The 19,473-nt window shown below is 66.9% G+C and carries 12 protein-coding genes; 7 read left to right on the top strand and 5 right to left on the bottom strand.

The window, feature by feature from the left end:
- Positions 1 to 86: 86 nt before the first annotated feature.
- Complete coding sequence (locus QLH51_RS02025) at positions 87 to 1,460, bottom strand: HlyD family type I secretion periplasmic adaptor subunit (protein WP_125655346.1); 1,374 nt, start codon at positions 1,458 to 1,460, stop codon at positions 87 to 89.
- A complete protein-coding gene (locus tag QLH51_RS02030; RefSeq protein WP_125655344.1) occupies positions 1,460 to 3,349 on the bottom strand; it encodes a type I secretion system permease/ATPase in 1,890 nt (629 codons plus the stop codon). Before QLH51_RS02030 ends, QLH51_RS02025 begins: the two co-directional genes overlap by 1 nt.
- 153 nt (positions 3,350 to 3,502) lie before the next feature.
- On the opposite strand from QLH51_RS02030, the gene QLH51_RS02035 reads away from it, so the two are divergent.
- A complete protein-coding gene (locus QLH51_RS02035; protein ID WP_164516074.1) occupies positions 3,503 to 3,673 on the top strand; it encodes a hypothetical protein in 171 nt (56 codons plus the stop codon).
- Positions 3,674 to 3,728: 55 nt separating this feature from the next.
- Here the strand turns inward: QLH51_RS02035 and QLH51_RS02040 are convergent, their stop codons facing one another.
- A complete protein-coding gene (locus tag QLH51_RS02040) occupies positions 3,729 to 4,337 on the bottom strand; it encodes a polysaccharide biosynthesis/export family protein (protein WP_125655342.1) in 609 nt (202 codons plus the stop codon).
- A gap of 84 nt (positions 4,338 to 4,421) precedes the next feature.
- Positions 4,422 to 11,021, bottom strand: coding sequence for an Ig-like domain-containing protein (locus QLH51_RS02045; protein ID WP_125655340.1), 6,600 nt, complete (start codon positions 11,019 to 11,021; stop codon positions 4,422 to 4,424).
- 362 nt (positions 11,022 to 11,383) lie between these two features.
- On the opposite strand from QLH51_RS02045, the gene QLH51_RS02050 reads away from it, so the two are divergent.
- The 4 genes from QLH51_RS02050 to QLH51_RS02065 all read left to right on the top strand — a co-directional run bounded on the left by QLH51_RS02050 (position 11,384) and on the right by QLH51_RS02065 (position 14,390).
- Positions 11,384 to 12,283, top strand: coding sequence for a right-handed parallel beta-helix repeat-containing protein (locus QLH51_RS02050; protein ID WP_164516073.1), 900 nt, complete (start codon positions 11,384 to 11,386; stop codon positions 12,281 to 12,283).
- Positions 12,284 to 12,361: 78 nt separating this feature from the next.
- Positions 12,362 to 12,628: a spike base protein, RCAP_Rcc01079 family gene (locus QLH51_RS02055; protein ID WP_125655336.1), complete on the top strand. Its 267-nt coding sequence runs from the start codon at positions 12,362 to 12,364 to the stop codon at positions 12,626 to 12,628.
- A gap of 80 nt (positions 12,629 to 12,708) precedes the next feature.
- Positions 12,709 to 13,929 carry an SGNH/GDSL hydrolase family protein gene (locus QLH51_RS02060; protein ID WP_164516072.1) on the top strand — a complete coding sequence of 407 codons (1,221 nt, stop codon included), beginning with the start codon at positions 12,709 to 12,711 and terminating at the stop codon, positions 13,927 to 13,929.
- Between the two features lie 116 nt (positions 13,930 to 14,045).
- On the top strand, positions 14,046 to 14,390 hold the full coding sequence (locus QLH51_RS02065; RefSeq protein WP_125655332.1) for a hypothetical protein: 345 nt from the start codon (positions 14,046 to 14,048) through the stop codon (positions 14,388 to 14,390).
- A 43-nt stretch (positions 14,391 to 14,433) separates the two neighbouring features.
- Here the strand turns inward: QLH51_RS02065 and QLH51_RS02070 are convergent, their stop codons facing one another.
- The gene (locus QLH51_RS02070; RefSeq protein WP_125655330.1) at positions 14,434 to 16,641 is read right to left on the bottom strand and encodes a hypothetical protein; all 2,208 of its coding nucleotides are present in this window, start codon (positions 16,639 to 16,641) and stop codon (positions 14,434 to 14,436) included.
- Between the two features lie 210 nt (positions 16,642 to 16,851).
- On the opposite strand from QLH51_RS02070, the gene QLH51_RS02075 reads away from it, so the two are divergent.
- Both QLH51_RS02075 and QLH51_RS02080 read left to right on the top strand, forming a co-directional pair.
- Entirely contained in the window at positions 16,852 to 17,811 is a 960-nt protein-coding gene (locus tag QLH51_RS02075) for an endonuclease/exonuclease/phosphatase family protein (RefSeq protein ID WP_125655327.1), read from the top strand.
- 109 nt (positions 17,812 to 17,920) lie between these two features.
- Positions 17,921 to 19,396, top strand: a complete 1,476-nt coding sequence (locus tag QLH51_RS02080; RefSeq protein WP_283514209.1) for a lipopolysaccharide biosynthesis protein — start codon at positions 17,921 to 17,923, stop codon at positions 19,394 to 19,396.
- The last annotated feature ends 77 nt before the right edge of the window (positions 19,397 to 19,473 follow it).

Below are 19,473 nucleotides of genomic sequence, written 5' to 3' on the forward strand. Positions count from 1 at the left end.
GATCAGACAAGCCGGTCCGCCGCCCTGACGGGCGCCCAACGGGCGGTCGGCTGTCCCCGCTTAGAGAACATTCGGCGAAACGTCGATTACCGTTCCCGGAAAGAACGGGAGAACGCCTCCACCAACGGGTCGAACATATATTGCAGCGCGGTGCGTTTGCGAAGCCGAATGAACACCTGCACTGGAATTCCCGGTCGAATTCCTGCCGACTTGCCGCCACGCGACTGTTGCAACGCAGCATACTGGCTCGGCGGGACGGCAACATCGACCTCGTAGTGGCTGGCGCCGGTGCGCTCGTCGGTCAGCGCGTCGGCCGATACCGATCGCACCGATCCCAGGATGATCGGCAGGTCGCGCTGGTGCAGCGAGAGGAAGCGCACCTCCGCCTCGCGGCCTTCCTCCACCCCGTCGATATCGCCCGGCGCGAACTGTGTTCGCACGATCAGCGGTGCGGCGTCGGGAACGATGTCGAGGACGCGTTGGCCCGGGGCCAGTACCGCGCCCTGCGAGAACACGCTGAGCCCGACGATTCGCCCGGCGACCGGTGCGCGCACCGCCGTACGCCGCAACTGGTCGCGCGCGGCGAGCCACTTCGGGCGCATCTCGTTCAACTGGAACAGCGTGTCGCGCAGCGCGGCCGAGCTTTCGGTCTGCATCCGCCGCCGGTTCTGGACGTCCTCGCTCGCGACGCCGCTGTTGCTGGCCCGCGACGCCGCGACCCGCGCGTTCAGGTCGGCGATGGCGGCGTCCATCTGCGACACGCTGCGTTCGAGCTGGCGGATCGCATTCAGCGAGACGAAGCCCTTGTCCTGCAGCGTCCGCGCACTGGCCAGCTGCGCCTGCAACGATTCCCGCTGTTCGCGGGTGGAGCGGGCCTGCGCGACATAGCCGCGAATCTGTTCCTCGGTTTCGCGACGGCGCTGGACATTGACGTTCCCGCTGGCCGCGAGCATCCCGCCGCGCGCCGACGACTGCCCCGACTGGACGGCGCGCGCGCGTTCCGCGATCCGGGCGTCGCGCCCGGCATAGCCGGCGAACGCCTCGGGCCAGCGGATCGGACCGCCGGTCACCTCCGCCTCCAGCCTGGCCTGCTGCGCCTCGAGGCCGATCACGCTCTCCGCAAGCGCCCGTTCCTGCGCGTCGACCTCGGGCGCGGCCAGCGACACCAGCAACTGACCGGCGGCGACGTGCTGCCCCTCGCGCACCAGCACCTGCCCGACGGTTCCGCCGTCGCGATGCTGGACGGTCTGGCGGTTGCCCATTACCGCGACCTGCCCGGTGCCGACCGCCGCAGCGTCAAGGCGCGCGAACCCGGCCCATCCGAGGAAACCGACGAAGAACACCAGGCCAACCGCCACGCCCACCATCGCCGGACGCCGGGGCGAATCGTCGAGCAGCGCATGCGCGGCGACCGCGTTCGGCACGATGCCGCGCGGCGGCAGAACGACGTTGGTGGTCATTACGCGTGCTTCCTTCCGTGGCTGGCGGGATCGCGCAGCACGGGATTGTCGGTCTGGGGCGGTTCCTCGATCCAGCGGCGACCGCCATGCAGCGTCACCCCGCCCCCGGTGGACGGCGCGCCCCCGGCGGGTCCCGGTCCCGGCGGCGGCGGCGGCGGCACCGCGGGACGCGGCTTGATGATCTCGTCGCGCGGGCCGAACGCCTGAACGGCCCCGCCGTTCAGCATGAGGATGCGGTCGGCGACCTGCAGGATACCGGTGCGATGGGTCGACACGATCAGCGTCGCATTCGCCTGCTTGAGCGCGACGAGCTTGCGCATCAGCAACAGGTCGCCCTCGCCGTCGAGATGCGCGTTCGGTTCGTCGAGCAGCAACAGCACGGGGCGGCCATAGAGCGCCCTGGCAAAGGCGATCCGCTGCGCCTGCCCCGCCGACAGCGTCACGCCGCCGGGGCCGAGCGGGGTATCATATCCCTTCGGCAGTTGCAGGATCAGTTCGTGCGCGCCGGCCGCCGTCGCCGCGTCGAGCACCGCCTGATGCCCCTGATCGTCGACCGCGACCTGGAAACGGGCGATATTTTCGCGGACGGTGCCGGGGAACAGGACCGTGTCCTGCGACATATAGCCGATATGCCGGCCGAGCTGCTCGCGGTTCCAGTCGGCATAATTGGCCCCGTCGAGCCGGACCATGCCCTCGGTCGGTGCCAGCCCGCCCGACAGGACCCGCATCAGCGTACTCTTGCCCGACCCACTCGGCCCGACCAACGCGATCAGTTCGCCCGGCTGCGCGTCGAACACGATGTCGGACAAGATCGGCGTATCGCGCTGATCCGTCGCGACCGTCACCCCCTCGATCGACAGGCGACCGGTCGGGACAGGCAACGGCATCGGCTCGACCACCTCCCCCATATCGCACAGCGCCTGGAGATTGCGATAGGCGGAGCGGGCCGACAGCACGTTGCGCAGCGCGCCCATGAACTGTTCGATCGGCTGCAACCCGCGCGAGATCAGCAGCGAGGCGGCAAAGATCGCGCCCCCCGAAATCATCCCCTCGATCGCCAGCAGCGCCCCCAGGCCCAGCGCCAGCGACTGGATGAACATGCGCAGGAACTTGGTGAAGGCCAGCAGCCGGCCCGATACCCGCGTCGCTTCCACCTGCAACGCCACCGTGCCCAGCCGCTGCCCCAGGTGGCGCTGGACCAGCGCCCCCTGCATGCCGAGCGCGCCGACTGTCTCCGCCGAGCGGATCGAGAAGTCCTGCATCGAATAGGTCTGGTTGGACTGCGCCCCCGCAGCCTGCACCAGCCCCGCAGTGACCCGCTCGGTTCCCCATGCGATCCCGGCCAGCAGGATCGACGACACCAGCGCCAGCACGCCGATCCACGGATGCATCAGGAAGCACACCGCGATGTAGATCGGTGCCCATGGCGCATCGAACAGCGCAAGGATCGCGGGGCCGGTCATCGTCTGGCGCAGCGTGTCGAAATCGCGCGCCGCCGATTGCCGCGCGGCAAGGTCGCCGGCCCCCGGCGACAGGGCACGCGCGAGGACGGATTGCGCCGCCAGCTTTTCCAGCCGCACGCTGGCCCGCTGCAACAGCCGCATCCGGGCCGAATCGAGCAGGGCCGAACAGATCAACGCCAGCGCGAGGATCGCCGTCAGCGTGACGAGCGTCGCCGTCCCGCGCGTCGACACGACCCGGTCGTACACCTGCAGCATGTAGATCGACGGGGCCAGGTACAACAGGTTGATCAACCCGCTGAACAGTCCGGCGAACATGAAATGGGGGCGGCAGGCCGCCACCGCCATGCGCAGCGGGTTGGCGCCGGACGGACCGGCGACAGTCGCACCGGGGACCGCGTCGTTCGCAGAAACTTTACGCCACATCATATCGTTCGCGCCCTAATCGCGGTTCACCGATACGCTATTCCGGAAAAGTTACCAAATACGGGTCGTTACCGAATCATCCCGATGTCCCGGGCCGCCCGGCGCCCGGCGTCATGACGGCTGGACCGCCCCGGCACGGGCGCATATGCTGTCGCCATGAATGGTATAGAAGACAAGACCGCCGTGCCGGCGATGAGCTGGAAACAATGGTCCGCCGCGCTGATCGATTCGCTGCGCTGGCCGGTCACGATGCTGCTGCTCGCATTGACGTTCCGCGAACCGATGTCCCGCCTCTTCGGCGCGCTGACCGACGCGATCCTGCGCTGAGGCGAACCGGAAGGCCGGCGACGGACGATCCGCCCGCCGGCCGGCCCAAAACCGATCAGAAGTAACGTTCGCCGATGCGTACCACGTCGCCCGGCTGGATACGGACGTCGGAATCGATCGTAACGCGCTGTTCCTGCGTGGCCCCCGGATGCCGGATCAGCGCCTGCTTGCGATTGGCGCGATAGGTATATCCCCCGGCCAGCGCGATCGCCCGGCTGAGCGTCATGCCGTCGAACGTCGGATACTGGCCCGGACGGCTCACTTCGCCAAGGATGAAGAACGGCCGATAGCTGAGGACTTCGACGGTGACGCGCGGGTTGCGGATATAGCCCGCGCCCAGCCGCTCGACCAGCACCGCCTCCAGTTGCTTGCCGGTCTTGTCCTGCGCAGGAACGTCGCCGATCAGCGGGAAGCTGATCGTGCCCTTGCCGCCGACCTGGAACTCGCCGCTGAGCGACGGTTCGTTGAAGGTGCTGATCCGCACGCGATCGCCGATACCCAGCGTATATACGTCCCCGCCGGTGCCGTTCTGGAGAGGGGTCGACGCGACCGGGGCCTGCTGCACCGGTGGTGTCGCCCCGCCGCACGCCGACAGCAGCAGCGCCGTGACGCCCAGCCCCGTGAACAGCGTTGCGGTCTTTCGCTTCCCTAACCCGTTATCCAACGTACGCGTCCTTCGATGATGCAGTGCGATACCGCCAGTGTGCGCCAAACCGGTGATTGCGGCAACCCGGATGCGGCGCCGGGCCTATCCGAACAGCAGGTCGCCGTGCACCGTGGCATCCCCGACAAGGCCGTACACGTAGTAATGGATGCCGTCGTGCACGACCTGCTCGATCAGTTGCAGGTTCGACAACACGCCGCCCGAAGCACCGGTAATCTTGAGCGTCCCGGTCGAACCCATCGCGTCCCCGGCGACGCCCGGCAGGTTGAACCGGTCGCTGGCACCTGCCCGGATTCGTCCATCGGCATTGTCGTCGTACAATTGCGACGTCATCACCACCCGGTCGCCCGCACCGAAGTTGCGGATCTGATCGCTCCCGCCGACAAGCCCGGTCGCCGTGTCGAAGAAGAACGTGTCCGCGCCGGCCGTCCCGACCATCGTATCATTGGCATAGGTGCCGACGACCGAACCGGTCGGGGCGCCGTTGCTGCCGGCAAAGGACAGTTGCTCGATATCGATCAATCGGTCGTTACCCTCCGGTGCGCCCACGCGCAGGTCGCGGATTTCCAGCACGCCGTTGTTGAAGGCGAAGGCATAGTCGCTCCGCGCGCCGTCGAACATCGCCGCGTCGATGCCGTTGCCGCCGTTCAGAACATCGCTGCCACCGCCGCCATGCAGGCGGTCGTCGCCTTCCCCGCCACGGATCAGGTCGGCCCCGCCCCGCCCGGACAGGACGTCCGCGCCGCCATTGCCGTCGATCGTCCAGTTCGCATCCGACATCGCGGTGAAGCGGTCGCTGCCGGCCGTGCCGCTGTAGATCGCACTGGCGGTATCGACCGCCAGCGTCACGCCGTTCCCCGCACCGGCGTTGCCGACCGAGTCGGTATAGCTCTGCGCCGCAATCGTGACCTGCATCGCCGGATCGAGGACGCCGTCCCCGGGCGTGTACGTCACGTGATAGACACGGGCATCGGTCGTACCGACCAGATCGGTGACGGTCCCGCTGCCGACCGCGATATCGGCCGTCGTCAGGCCGACCGGCGCTTCGGAGAAGGTCAGGGTCAGCTTCGCCTGCTGACCATGGCCCAGCTGGGTCGTGTTGCTGGTGATCTCGACCGTCGGTGCCACCGTGTCGATCGACAGTCCGATCGCCGCCCCGGCCGTGTTGGCGACGCCATCATCGCCGGTAAAGCGCCCTGCCGCGATCGCGATGCCGCCGGTGCCGGCATAGCCGTTGGCCGCCGTGAACATGACGGTGTACACCAGCGGATTGGTGGCCGACACCTGCAGGTTCGATACGGTGCCGTGATTGGCCACCAGATCGTCGATCGTCAGCCCGGACGGCGCACGGTCGAAGGTCAGCGTGACGGCGGCGGTCGCCGCGACGGTGCTGAGCGTCCCTGCCGATTGCGTCATCGTCACGGTCGGCGCGGCGCTCCGCCCCAGGTCCAGCCTGGCATCGGCCTTGTCGTCGGTCGCCGCGGCATAGACGTAATAGGTCACGCCGTCGCGCGTCTCGCTGCCGATCAGCTTGATCGACGGGATCAGCTTGCCGGTCCCGGTCGCGAACAGCTTCAGCGTGCCGGTGGAACCAGTCGGCGCATCCTCCGTCGCCGACAGGACGAACCGGTCGCTCGCATTGACGCGGATCACGCCGCTGGCATTGGCACCGGCCAGGGCAGTGGTCGTCACCACGCGGTCGCCGGCACCGAAGTTACGGATCTGGTCGCTGCCGCCGGCAATGCCGGTCGCGGTGTCGAAGAAGAAGGTGTCGACCGCGCTGGTCCCGTTCAGCGTGTCGTTGGCGATCGTGCCGGTCACCGCGCCGGTGGGTATGCCGCTGCCGCTCGCGAACTCGATCCGTTCGATGTTGACGAAGCTGTCGTTGCCATCGGGCGATCCGGCCCGCAGGTCGATGACGTGTAGGACGCCATCGACCGACCGGAACGCATAGTCGCTCCGCGCGCCGGACATCACCATCGTGTCCAGTCCGGCACCGCCGTCGATCCGGTCGTTGCCGCCACCGCCCGACAGGCGGTTGGCCCCGGCATCGCCGGTCAGCATGTCGGCCAAGGCCGACCCGGTCAGCCCTTCGATACCGGTCAGCACGTCGCCTTCGGCGTCGCCGCCGCGCGCGATGCCCTGCCCCAGATCGACGGTGACGCCGGCGGCGCTGCCGGCGTAGCTGGCGATGTCGAACCCGCTGCCGCCATCGATCAGGTCGGCACCCGCCCCGCCCTGAAGCGTGTCATCGCCCTCCAGCCCGCTGAGGCTGTCGTTCGCGATGCCGCCGGTGATGACGTTCGCGGCGGCGTTGCCCACCCCGGTGAACGACAGCACGCCCGTCGCCGCCAGATTTTCCAGCCCCGCCGCCAGCGTATAGGCCGACATGCTGGTGCGAACCGTGTCGTTGCCGGCGCTGTCGACGATCTGGTCGCCGCCATTGTCGACGACATAGGTGTCGTCGCCTTCGCCACCGTCCATCACGTCCGCGCCAGAACCGCCGTCAAGATAGTCGTTGCCCTCGCCGCCGGTCAGGACGTCCTTGCCCCCGCCGCCGGACAGGCGGTTCGCGCCGGCATCTCCGGTCAGCGTGTCGGCAAAGGACGTGCCGATCACGTTCTCGATGCTGCGGAACACGTCGCCCTGCGCGTCGCCGCCCGCGGCCTCACCCGTCAGCAGGTTGATGCGGACGCCCACGACATTGTCGGCATAGCTGACCGTGTCGCTGCCTTCGCCACCATCAAGGATGTCGCCGCCGCCCAGACCGATCAGGATGTCGTCGCCGTCCATGCCGGACAGCGTGTCGATGTTCGTGTTGCCCGTGATGACGTTGTTCAACGTATTGCCCGTGCCGGTGAACCGGATGGTCGCATTGCCCGTCAGCGCCTCTACATTGTCGGGCAGGACATAGTTGGACAAGGTGGTGAGGACGCGATCGAAGCCTTCGCCGAGCACTTCGATCACCCGGTCGCCCTGATCGTCGACGATGTACAGATCGTCGCCCGACCCGCCATACAGTAGATCGGCACCCACGCCGCCGTCCATCCGGTCGGCACCACCACCGCCATACAGCGTATCCACGCCGCTACGACCGTAGATCAGGTTGTCCTTGTCGTCCCCGGTCATAACGTCGTCGTAGTTCGACCCGATGATCGTCTGCACGTCGTACAGCCGGTCCCCCGCCGCATCGCCGCCCAGGTTGACGTTGGTCACCAGGTTCAGCGTGATGGCGACCTTCGACTTCGAATAGTCGGCGCTGTTGATCCCGGCACCGCCATGGAAGGTGTCGGCACCCAGCGTTCCCTGGAACTTGTCGTTGCCGTCCAGCCCGTACCACGTCTCGCTGCCGGAACTGCCGTAGAACACGTTGTCGAGTTCGTTGCCGGTACCGACAAAGGTGCCGCTGCCGGTATAGCCGAGCGATTCGACGCCGAGCCCGAGCGTATAGTTGCCGATCGAGGTGTTGACGCGATCCTGTCCGCCATCCGCAGTCTCGATCACGACGTCGCCGACATTGTCGACGGTGTAGGTATCGTCGCCGTTGCCGCCGATCATCGTATCGGCCCCGGCACCGCCGTTCAGCGTGTCGTTGCCGTCCCCGCCCTCCAGCCGGTTGGCATTCGCGTCACCGGTCAGCGTGTCAGCATAGGCCGTGCCGATCACGGCCTCGAACCCCGACAGCGTATCACCGTCGGACGCCGTGCCGGCAGCCAGATTGATGACCAGTCCGGTCGTCGTCGTGCTGACATAGTCCGAGTAATCCGCCGTATCGAACCCGGCACCGCCCGCCAGGACATCGGCACCCGCACCGCCCATGATATGGTTGTCGCGACTGTCGCCGGTCAGGCGGTCGGCGAACGCCGTACCACGGATCGCTCCGATGCCGGTCAGGCGGTCGCCCTCGGCATCGCCACCCGATCCGGTCCCGGCGGCAAGGTCCACGACCACCCCCGACGCGCTGGCCGAATAATCGGCACGGTCGAGCACGGACGCGCCGATCAGCATGTCCGCACCGGCCCCGCCGACCAGCGACGTGCCACGGCCATCGCCTTCCAGCACGTCGGCGAAATTGCTGCCCACCAGCCGTTCGATGCTGGTCAGCCGGTCGCCCAGCGCATCGCCGGCAGTCCCGATGCCGGTGGCCAGATAGACCGCCACGCCCTCCGCCGAACCGGAATAGTCGGCCGTGTCGAACCCGTCGCCGCCATCGATCTGGTCGGCGCCCCGGCCACCGATCAGCCGGTCGTCGCCCGCGCTGCCGACGAGCAGGTCGTCACCCGCGCCACCGTCCAGCTGCCGGATCGCACCGCCGGCGAAGAGCCGGTCGGCATAGGCCGAGCCGAGCAGCGCCTCGACCTCGACCAGCACATCGCCCGCGGCATCGCCGGACCCCGTGCCGTTCGCCACGTCGAGCGTTACCCCCTCCGCCGCATCGGCATAGCTGACCGTGTCGAACCCGGCGCCGCCGACCAGCAGGTCGCCGCCGCCCCGCCCGATCAGCACGTCGTCGCCCGCGCCGCCCGTAAGGATGTCGGCACCGGCGCTGCCCGCCAGGACATCGGCGAGAGCCGATCCCCTGACCGATTCGATCGACACCAGCGTATCGCCTTCGGCATCGCCGCCGCTGCCGGTCCCGGCGGCAAGGTCGATCCGCACCGCTCCCCGGCTGGCCGAATAATCCGCAGTATCGCTACCCGCGCCGCCGTCCAGCCGATCCGCACCACCGCCGCCCGCCAGCACGTCGTTGCCCGCGCCGCCCGTCAGCACATCCGCCTGCGCCGATCCGATCACCCGTTCGATATCGGACAGGATATCGCCTTCGGCATCGCCGCCGGTGCCGATTCCCGTGGACAGGTCGATTGAAACCCCGGTCGCACTGGCCGAATAATCGGCGGTATCGACCCCGGTCGATCCGTAGAGCCGGTCCGCGCCCGCGCCGCCGACGAGCAGCGATCCGCTGGCCGCCGCGATCAGCGTATCGTCGAACGCCGTGCCGATGACACCTTCGATCCCGCTCAGCGTGTCGCCTTCGGCATCGCCGCCGCTGCCGGTTCCGGCCTGCAGGTCGACGGTCACGCCCGAGCTTCCACCGCTGTAATCGGCGACGTCGAACCCCGTACCGCCGCGCAGGATGTCCGCGCCGCTGCCGCCGTTCAGCACGTCGTCGCCGGCACCGCCATCGATCACGTCGGCGCCCGCGCCGCCGTTCAGCACGTTGGCGCCACGATCGCCGACCAGCACGTCGGCAAATGCCGATCCGATCACGCTCTCGATCGAATCGAACAGATCCCCTTCGGCGTCGCCACCCGACCCGACCGTCTCGCGCAAGTCGATCCGGATGCCGGCCGAACTGCCCGAATAGTCGATGATGTCGAACCCGTCGCCACCCAGCAGGACGTCGCGCCCGGCACCACCGACCAGCAGGTCGTTGCCGGCGCCGCCGAACAGCCGGTCGAACCCGTCGCCACCCATGAGCACGTCGCTGCCCGCGCCGCCGCGGATCACGTCGTCATGCCTGCTCCCGACGATCAGGTGCGGACCGTTGTCGTCGGCAAAGGCCGCGACTCCGATTTCCGACTCGGCGAACGACACGCCGCTCGCGACCGCCGTGCCGGTCGATACCCCGTCGGCGTTGAACACCGACTTGCTGAGCACCCGGTACAGGGTGGCGTTCGCCCCGATCATCGCGATCAGGCCAGAGATGTTCGCCGTCGCCGACCCTTCGGTCAGGCTGATCGCCGTCGTCGATACATCGTCGCTGAGCGCCGGGCGGATGATCGTCGCGGCGGCACCGCGATTGAACCAGATGTGGTTCTGGCTGCTGTTGCCGCCCCGCAGATAGGGATCGATGCTGGTGATATCGGTCAGGACCGTATCGGTCGCCCACATGCGATACCCGCGACCATTGTCAAGCGCGACCGTGTGGTCGAACGTCGTCGTGGTCGACTTGATGTCGAACCCCGCATCGACATTGCCGCCCGCCAGCGTGCTTTCGAAATGGACGTTGTACGCGCCGCCCTCCGTCGCGAACCCGTCGCCGTTCCAGAAGCTGCCCGACAGCCGGTCCTCGGCGTTGCGCATACTGGAATCACGGATGACGATGTCGTGGGCCGTACCCTCGATATGGACGCCGATCGCGAAGGACGAGCCGGTTTCGTCCTGCCGCTGGCTGTCGCCATGCACGTTTTCGATCAGCACGTCGGACGTGTCGTAGCCAAGCCGGATGACCCCGCGCGAGAATCCATCGACCTGCACGTTCCGGATCGTCAGCCCGGTGATCGTCGCGGTCGCATTCGGCGCGGTAATGAAATTCTCGAAGAAACGCTGGACGTTGGTGGCGTCGATGTCCTCGATCACCAGATTGCGGATGTCGCCGCCAACGCGAAACGCACCATAGCCGATATTGGTGAAGCTCAGGTCGCGAAACGTCAGATTGTCTGCACCGTTGACCAGACGAAACACCTGCTCCCCGACGAAACCGTCGGGATCGAACGGATCGGGGCGAGAGCCGACGATGCTGGCACGCATCGAATTACCGTCACTGTCGATACCGCGGATGACGACGGGACGCCCGTCCTCGCCACCACCGCCGACGATGATGATTGCCGCACCGGTAAGATCGTAATTCCCCTTGTCGGCCAGCAGCAGCACCTCGTCATCGGGCGCTGCATTGCTGATCATCGACCCGATGACGCTGAAAGGCGCAGCGTTGTCCACGCTGCTTCCATCGCCGAGACCGGATCCTTTGGGGGAAATATAAATCTTGCTCAACGCGACAGCCTATCTGTGCCGTTCCGGTGGACGGCAGAACCGGAAATGGAATACGGGACCAGCCCGCCATTTAACCGTCGCAACGACACCCGGCCGTTTGTGACAAGGCTGATTTATCAAAAATGAACGGCCGCAACTACCTGATAAATCGCTGTAGAAATGTCCATCTGGGACATTAACCAGTTAACGCCTACCCTTGGTTCCAGACGAAACGTTAACGCCGATATTGTCGGCGTTAACTTTTTCCCGACACATGATCGATGGAGCATCGCATGAACATCCGCACGACCCTGTCGCCGATCTCGCTGATCGTCGGTGCCGCGATCTCGACCTGCGCGCCTGCACAGACCCTACCCCCGTCGGAGGCGCAACCGACCAGGATCGCCTCGGCACAACGCTGGCGCCCGGCGGGCACGGTCGATACCCCCGGCCAGAACGGCGCCGCGCTGATCGAAGGGCAGGTCGCGGCGGCGACGATCGGACCGGCAGTCGTTCGACGCGCCTATCGCGCCATCGAGAGCCGTCCCGACTCGGTTCTGGAAAAATCGACGATTGCCGGGATCGTGGCCACCGACCTGCAACGCGACGGCATTCGCCTGCGGACGGCGAACGACGTCACCATTCGCGATTTCGACCTGACGATGCGCGCCCAGCCGCAACGCGGCAAGCATCTGCCCGAAGGAATCGCGATTACTGCCGGACGCAACATCGTCATCCGCGACGGCCGGGTGCGCGGGTTTCGCATGGTCGACGGCAAGGGGTACACCAATGGCGACGGCATCGCGACCGAGGGCGAGACGCAGGGACGAATCCTGAACGTGTCCTCCGGGAACAACAGTGACGGCGGGTTCGACATCAAGGGCGACTGGCGGCTGGACGATCTGGTCGCCGAACGGAACGGCCGCGACTATCGGTTCTGGAACACGATCTCCGCCGGCACGCTGACCGCGAATGGCTGGAGCAGTGCCGCCGTCTGGGCCGGCAAGGGCGCGCGCGTGCGGATCGAACACCTGATCGCCACCAACACGACGCTGGCACCGCTGCTGATCGTGGCCGGCGGGACCGACGTCACGATCGTCCGCTGCACCCTCTCCCGGCCGGCCGGGGCGCAGATCGTCAAGTCCGAGGGGTCGAACAACAAGGTATCGCTGGGTCCGGGGTGCAACCGCTGACGAACCCATCTGGTTTACCCAGATTGACTTTTTGTTCCTGTTTTGTTTTATGACGCCCTTCTAACCGGAGGGTGTGACATGCAGGATATGTTCCGTGACAGCAGCGATACGACGATCAGCCCGGCACGTTCGGCCGCGCCGGTCGTGCCCAGCGACACCGTGGCGCTGCCGCGCCTGCCGAAGGCGCTCTATGTCGGTTCGGCCGGAAACATCGCCGTGCGCTGCGCCGACGATCAGCAGGACGTGGTGTTCCAGAACGTGGCGGCGGGATCGATCCTGCCGGTACGGGCGGCCTTCGTCCGCGCGACCGGCACCACCGCTGCCCAGATCGTGGCGTTCTGCTGATGCTCGGTCTATCGCTCCCCGCCTGCGCGCGCACTGCCCGTCGCAGACCGCCATGGCGCGCCGTTTCGGCCGGCAGTGCCGTGCCGACGGGCGTCCAGCAGCTCGATGCGCAGACGACGCTGGTGCGCATCCGCACCCGGCACGCCATCCTGGCCCCCACCCGCCGGCTGCGGGCGGTCTTCGCGCTGTTCCACGTGAGCGACGAGGGGATGGAGGTCACGACGCCGATCCCGGCCGGGACGACGCTTGCCGTGTCGTTCGAACTTTCCGCCGCGCAGGGGGCACCGGGCCGAACGCTCGCCCGCGCCACGTTCGGGGGGCAGGCGATGCTGGCATCCCCGGCCGGAGACTTGGCGGAAACCGATCCGGTCGACATCGCCACGGCCTTTGGCGGCGATATCGATCGCGTCGGACCGGGCGACGTCGTCTGGATCAAGCAGGAATGGCGCTTTCCGGCGGGCGCGGCGACGTTGCCGATCACCGATTCCAGCGGCGGCTCGACCGGCGTCACCGGCGAAGGCTGCTTTTACGGCGGTACGGGGTCGGTCGACGTGCCGGGCAGCCTCGCGGCACAGGGCGGCAGCGCGCGCCTGAACCGACTGCTCCGCCCGTTCCTCGTCCTTGGGGAGCATCGCGAAGTCGCCGTCGCTGGCATCGGCGACAGCATCACCTTCGGCAAGGGAGCGGCCAATCCGGCAGGCGACGGCAGCAACGCCACCAATGGCGGCTGGTTCGCCATGGCCGCCTATGCCGCCGGGCGACCGCACAGCAAGCTGGCCAAGCCGGGCGATCGCGCGACCTTCTGGACCGCGACGTCCGCCAGCCGCCGGATCGCCGCGGCGGCGACTTTCCACACGCATGCCTTGATTGCGCTCGGCACCAACGACCTCGCCGACAATGACGACCAGAGCGCGGCGCTGCTGGCCGCCCATGGCGCGCTGCGCGGCCGGCTGAAGGCGGCCAATCCCGGCCTCGTCCTGCACGCCGCCCAGGTGCCGCTGCGGGTCAGCGCCAGTATCGATGGCTACACTACCCTGGCCGGGCAGCGCCCGACTCCGGGCTATTCCCTGACGGACAGCGAACGTGGCGCCGCGAACGAAGGACTGCGTCAGGCCGTCGGGACCGATCTGGACGGCGTGTTCGACCTGAACCCGGCGATGGCGGCGGCCGAGCAGCCGGATCGGTGGAAGGTGAACGGAACCGCCAACTGGTACACCAGCGACGGCACCCACCCCAGCCAGGTGTGCGCGGTCGAGATGGCGGCGATTGTGCGCCCGATGCTGGACGCGATGCGGGTCTGATGAAAAAACGCTGCTGGCGGGGGCGCTCCTGCGCATGCCGCCAGCAGCGCATCGAAATGGTCAACCTTCCGCTAACTACTGTGCGCTAGGCGGGGTCGACATCTGGAGGACCTGCCGTGGAACTGACCGAAACCCGACGCCCGGACACCGACGCGGTGATGGAAACCGCCGCACGGGCGATGCAAGCGCTTACCGAGGCGACGCACGGCAAGGAGGTCGAGGCATCGGCCGGCACCACCGTCGGGACGCTGCGCCAGCTGAACGACCTGATCGGGTCGCTGGCCGCGCAACTGACCGTCAGCATCGCGATCCAGCGCGAACAGACGCAGGCGCTCGACCGGATCGCCAGCCTCAAGATCCGCTCCGCGCAACAGCGTTTCGAGAGCGGCGACTGGAAATCGGTCACGGCCGAGCTTCAGTCGATCGCAACCGACATGCTCGGCCGCAGCCGGATACGCTAAACCGCGACGGGTGCCGACGCGAAGCGCCGGCACCCGCGCCCGTTCAGGCGAACAGCCCGGTATCGACCAGGTGGCTGTCGAACGTCAGCGACGCACCGGCAACCTGATCGCCAAGCTGACCATACACATAATAGGTGTGGCCATGTTCGACATAGGTGTCGAGCAGCGCGATCGTCGAGACGGCCTTGCTGTTCTGATTGAAGATCTTCAACGTACCGCTGCTGCCGGTTTCGCTCGGATCGGCGGTCGGCAGGAACAGGCGGTCGCTGGAGTTCGCCTTGATCCGCCCGTCATTGTTGCTGTCGAAGATCTTGCTGGTCGTCACGATGCGGTCGCCGCTGGAAAAGTCGCGGATCGAGTCGTTTCCGAACGAACGACCGCTGGCCGTGTCGAAGAAGAACACGTCCTTTCCTGCGGTTCCCGTCATCCGGTCATCCCCGGCCGACGAAACGATCGCCCCGCGTGGCGCCACGTCGAACACAAGGACGGGATCGGGTGCCGGAGTGGTCGGAACCGGAACCGGTGCGGGTGCGGGGTCCTCGACTACGACGGGGGGCGACAACACCGGCGGCGTCTCGACCGGCGGCGTCTCGACGACCGGCACCTTGACGACCGGGTCGATCGGCGGCGTCGGCACGACATGGTCGGCGCCCGTTTCCGGGAGGGGCACGGTCACCGGGCCACCCTCGATGCCGTGCAAGGGATCGATCGACGGCAGCAGCTTTGCGGCGCGCACGTCGACAATGTCCACGCCGTCCTTCAACAGCGATTCGACGATGGACTTGCCGCCCGTCGGATTCACGGTGGCATAGACATATTTCAGGACGCCATCGATGTTGATCGTGTCGACCAGTTCGATCTTCGAGATCACCTTTCCGTTGGCGCCGAACACCTTGACGTTGGTGCCGCCGTCGGTGCTCATGAACTGGTCGCTGCGATTGGCGATCAGCTGCGGTCCGGCATCGCGGTCGACCAGCTTCGAGGTCGTGACGATACGGTCCTCCGCTCCGAAGTTGCGGATGGTATCGGCGCCCAACACCGCACCCTTCGACGTATCGAAGAAGAAGGTGTCGACGGTCTTGCCGCCGTACAGGACCTCGTTGCCTGCGCTCGCCTTGACGAAGACGTTCGCGTCCATGGTTCCATAGACCACGGTGCCGGGCTGCCACCCGATCGACGCCCCGATGACCCCGGCGACGTTGGCGACCTTCAGCGCGGCGGACTCGACGACCGATGCCGGGTTGGCGACGTTGATGACCTGCGCGCCCGCGGCGTGCACGATCGCCGTGCCCCGGATGTCCAGCGTGCCGCCTTCGATCTTGATGACGGTCGTGGCGTTCGATGCGTCGGTGAAGGTGCCACCGATGATCTTGGCCGCCCCCGAATTCATGACCTGGACGTGCAGCTGCTCACCGCTGCCCCCGCGCATGTTGGGATTCTTGCTGATCGGGTTGATGAGCGTCTCGTCGCCCCACAGGCGGAAGTTCTTCTTGTTGTCTTCGGCGACCGCGTTGACCAGAACCGTCGTCGCCGACTTCAGGTCGTAGCCCGCATCGGTATTGCCATATGCACGGGTATCCTCGAACCGGACGTTGTAGACGCCGCCTTCGGTCGCGAAGCCGTCCCCGTTCCAGTAATAGCTGGTGGTATCGGTGATATTGCCCATAGAGCTGTCCTTTATCAGGACCCCGTGGACCGTACCGTCGAGATGGACGCCGATCGCGAAGTTGGCGCCATCGAGATTGCCCGAATTGCCATGGACATCGCGGATGACGACGTTGTTCGTGTCGTATTGCAGCCGCACCACGCCCTTCGAGAAATTGGTGACATCGACATTCTCGATGGTCAGGCCGTTGATCGTCGCGGTCTTGTATTTGCCGCCGGCCAGATCGTCGAAGAACCGTTCGACATTGTTCGCCGACATGTCCTTGATCGTGATGTTCGATACATCGCTGATGACGTGGAAGGCGTTCTTGACGTTGTTGAACGCCATGTTCTCGAAAGTCAGGTTGCTGGCGTTTCCGCTGATGCGGAAAATCTCGTTGCCCGCCGGGTTCAGCGGGTCCCAGCCCGTCGGGCGCGTACCGTTGATGACGACGTCCTTCTCGGTCCCGTCAAGCGCGACACCCTTGATCGTGACCGGCGCGCCGGCGGCACCTCCGCTGCTGATGGTGATGGATCCGGTCAGGTCGTACGGTCCGGCATCGGCCAGCAGCAGGACGTTGCCACCGGGGCCGGCGGCCTTTACCATCTTGTCCAGTGACGAGATCGGGGCGGCGTTCGCCCAGTCCGATCCGGAAAAGTTTCCCGACCCGGTCGGGGACACAAAGACGTTGGGAATTGCTCTTCTCCTTGCACATGATCGACAATCAACAAGGATTGACGGGCATGGCCACTTTGGAGCGCGAACAATTAAGTCGGTTCGGACGAGAGTGGGAAATGTTCCATTCACCAATTTATCATGACTAGACACCCGCGTTTGTGGCCAATTGGCCACGGTGTCGCGTGGTTGCTGGCGGCGGTCGCGCTGGCGGCCATGGCCGGCCGCTGGATTCCCGCGCTCGATCTGCTCAACAGCATCGCCCCGATCAGCTTCGCCGCGGCGGCCGCGACCCTTGCGTACGCGCTGTGGCGACGGCGGCCGGGCATGGCGGTTCCGGCGCTCATCGCCGTCGCGCTTGGTGCGATCCCGATCCTGCACGAAGCCACCCGGCCCATTCCCGCCGCAGCCGCCGGTGAAGATGGCGTGACGATCGTCACCCACAACGTACGATTCGACAACGCGCACCCACGCGCGACCGCGGCGATCCTGGAGGCAGCCGCGCCCGACGTCATCGTGTTGCAGGAAACGGATCGACGCGGCTGGGCTGCGCAGTTCAGCAGGGCGCGCTATCCCTATCGCAGCGCGTGCCGCGCCGCAGGCTGTTCGCTCCTGATCCTGTCGCGCTGGCCGATCGTCGCATCGCGCTATCGCATCCGCGACGCCACGACCGGGAAACAGGTCGGCCCGCGCCTCGTCTGGGCGACGATCGCCCCGCCCGGCCGTCGCCGGTTCGACGTCGCCACGGTGCATCTCGACTGGCCCGGTCCGGCGCAGCAGCGCCAGCGGGAAGAGCTTGCCCGCTCGATCGGCAATCTCGACCTCGGGCGGCTGGTGCTGACCGGCGATTTCAACCTGACGCCGTGGTCGTGGGCGATGCGCCGGAGCGATACCGACCTTGCGCCGCTGACCCGCGTCACGCGGGCGACATGGTCGTATCCCGCTCGGATCGGGTCGGGCATCGCCCTGCCCATGCCGCTATTGCCCATCGATCAGGTGTTCGCCGGACCGGCGTGGAGCGTTGCCGGCGTCGACCGGCTGGAGCGAACCGGCAGCGACCATTACCCGGTGCGCGTCCGGCTGGTGGCACGAACCCGCTGACAGGGCCGACCGGGCATTGCCGATGGCGACGTTTACTATAAAGGGGCGCTGATCCCCTGTCGGGACGTTGCGATACTTGACGCTCCGGGGGGCGTTTCCAGACATGTCGATGAAGAAAAACCTGGCAAGCAGCAGCCTCTGGTCGATATCGGCCGCGCTGTTCAACAACCTGTCGACCATGGTCGTCTTCATCGCGCTCGCCCGGCTGCTCAACCCGACCGAGTTCGGCATCGTGGCCTTCGCGACGGTGTTCATCGACATCAGCCGCATCGTCGTGCTGGGCGGCATTCCCGATGCGCTGATCCAGCGCGAGGAATGGGACGACGATGTCGCGACGACGGCGTTCTGGACCAATCTGGGGCTGGGCGTGCTGTTGTCGGTCGCCCTGGCGGCGATCGCCGCGCCGCTGGTCGGAAACGGCTATGGCCGCACCTTCGCCCTCGTGCTGGCGGCCCTGTCGCTGGTCCTTATCATCGAGGGCGCATCGGCGGTCCATGTCGCCAAGCTGCGGCGCGAATTCCGGCACAAGATGATCGCCAAGCGCAGCATGACGACGAACATCGTCAGCGGCGTGCTGGGCGTGGCGTTCGCCTATATGGGCTGGGGCGTGTGGGCGCTGGTGGTCAGCCGGTTGATCGGCGTCACCGGGTCGAGCATCATCCTGTGGCGCGCGACCGATTTCCGCCCCCGGCTGCAATACTCCATGGACCATCTACGCAGTTTCGCGCGATTCTCCAGCCATATCCTCGGCAGCCAGTTGATGATCCAGGCCGGTGCCCAGGTCCCGGCGATGCTCGTCGGTGGCTTTCTGGGACCGGCAGCGATCGCGCAGTATCGCGTCGGCTGGCGGTCGCTCAACCTCATCATCAGCGTGGTGATCCTGCCGATCCAGACGGCGGCGGTGTCGGCCTTCTCGCGGCTGTCGCACGACCGGGCGGCGCTGGCCGGCGGCTATCTGCGCGTCACGCGGACCTGCGCGCTGGTGTCGTGCCCCGCCTTTTTCGGGCTGGCGGCGGTCGCGCCCGATTTCGTGCCGGTGCTGTTCGGGCCGCAATGGACCGAAGCGAGCTGGGTTCTGGTCGCCCTGTCGCTGATCGTCGGGCCGACCACGCTCGGCTATTTCGAAGGATCATCGATCGCGGCGTCGGGGCGGTCCGACCTCACCTTCTACGCATCGCTGTTCGCCAGCATCGGCAACATCGCCGCCGCCGCCGCCGCCGTCACCTTCGGTCCGGTGGCGGTCGCGGCGGCGATGACGCTGCGCGCGCATCTGACCACGCCGTTTTCGCTGCGGCTGGTGGAACGTGCGATCGGGGTGCGTCCCGTGCAGGCGATCCTGGGCATCCTGCCCCCCTATCTGGCGGCGATGGGAATGGCGATCGGCGTGACGGCGCTTCGCTGGCTGGTACTGCCCGAGGCGACGCCGCTGCTGCGTCTCGCGATCTGCCTGCCGCTCGGCGGGATCCTGTATCTGGGACTGTTGCTGCTCTTTGGCCGCAAGTTCATCCGCACCGCGCGGGAAGAACTGGCACCGCTGGCGCCCAGGCCGTTGCGCAAGTTTCTTCGGCCTGCACCGCGCGACTGAGGCAAGGAACGCCCGCCGCCAGCGGGTTCGGCCCATCGGACAGGTACGGCAGACCGGCACATCCCGGGGGTCCGGCG

It is taken from the genome of Sphingomonas sp. 2R-10, assembly GCF_030062225.1.
Classification (GTDB): Bacteria; Pseudomonadota; Alphaproteobacteria; order Sphingomonadales; family Sphingomonadaceae; genus Sphingomonas.

Excerpts from the sequence above, each read along its gene's own strand:
- QLH51_RS02025 (WP_125655346.1), bottom strand. The coding sequence starts at position 1,460 with ATGACCACCAACGTCGTTCTGCCGCCGCGCGGCATCGTGCCGAACGCG.
- QLH51_RS02030 (WP_125655344.1), bottom strand. The coding sequence starts at position 3,349 with ATGATGTGGCGTAAAGTTTCTGCGAACGACGCGGTCCCCGGTGCGACT.
- QLH51_RS02035 (WP_164516074.1), top strand. The coding sequence starts at position 3,503 with ATGAATGGTATAGAAGACAAGACCGCCGTGCCGGCGATGAGCTGGAAA.
- QLH51_RS02045 (WP_125655340.1), bottom strand. The coding sequence starts at position 11,021 with ATGATCAGCAATGCAGCGCCCGATGACGAGGTGCTGCTGCTGGCCGAC.
- QLH51_RS02050 (WP_164516073.1), top strand. The coding sequence starts at position 11,384 with ATGAACATCCGCACGACCCTGTCGCCGATCTCGCTGATCGTCGGTGCC.
- QLH51_RS02055 (WP_125655336.1), top strand. The coding sequence starts at position 12,362 with ATGCAGGATATGTTCCGTGACAGCAGCGATACGACGATCAGCCCGGCA.
- QLH51_RS02070 (WP_125655330.1), bottom strand. The coding sequence starts at position 16,641 with ATGGTAAAGGCCGCCGGCCCCGGTGGCAACGTCCTGCTGCTGGCCGAT.
- QLH51_RS02075 (WP_125655327.1), top strand. The coding sequence starts at position 16,852 with ATGACTAGACACCCGCGTTTGTGGCCAATTGGCCACGGTGTCGCGTGG.
- QLH51_RS02080 (WP_283514209.1), top strand. The coding sequence starts at position 17,921 with ATGAAGAAAAACCTGGCAAGCAGCAGCCTCTGGTCGATATCGGCCGCG.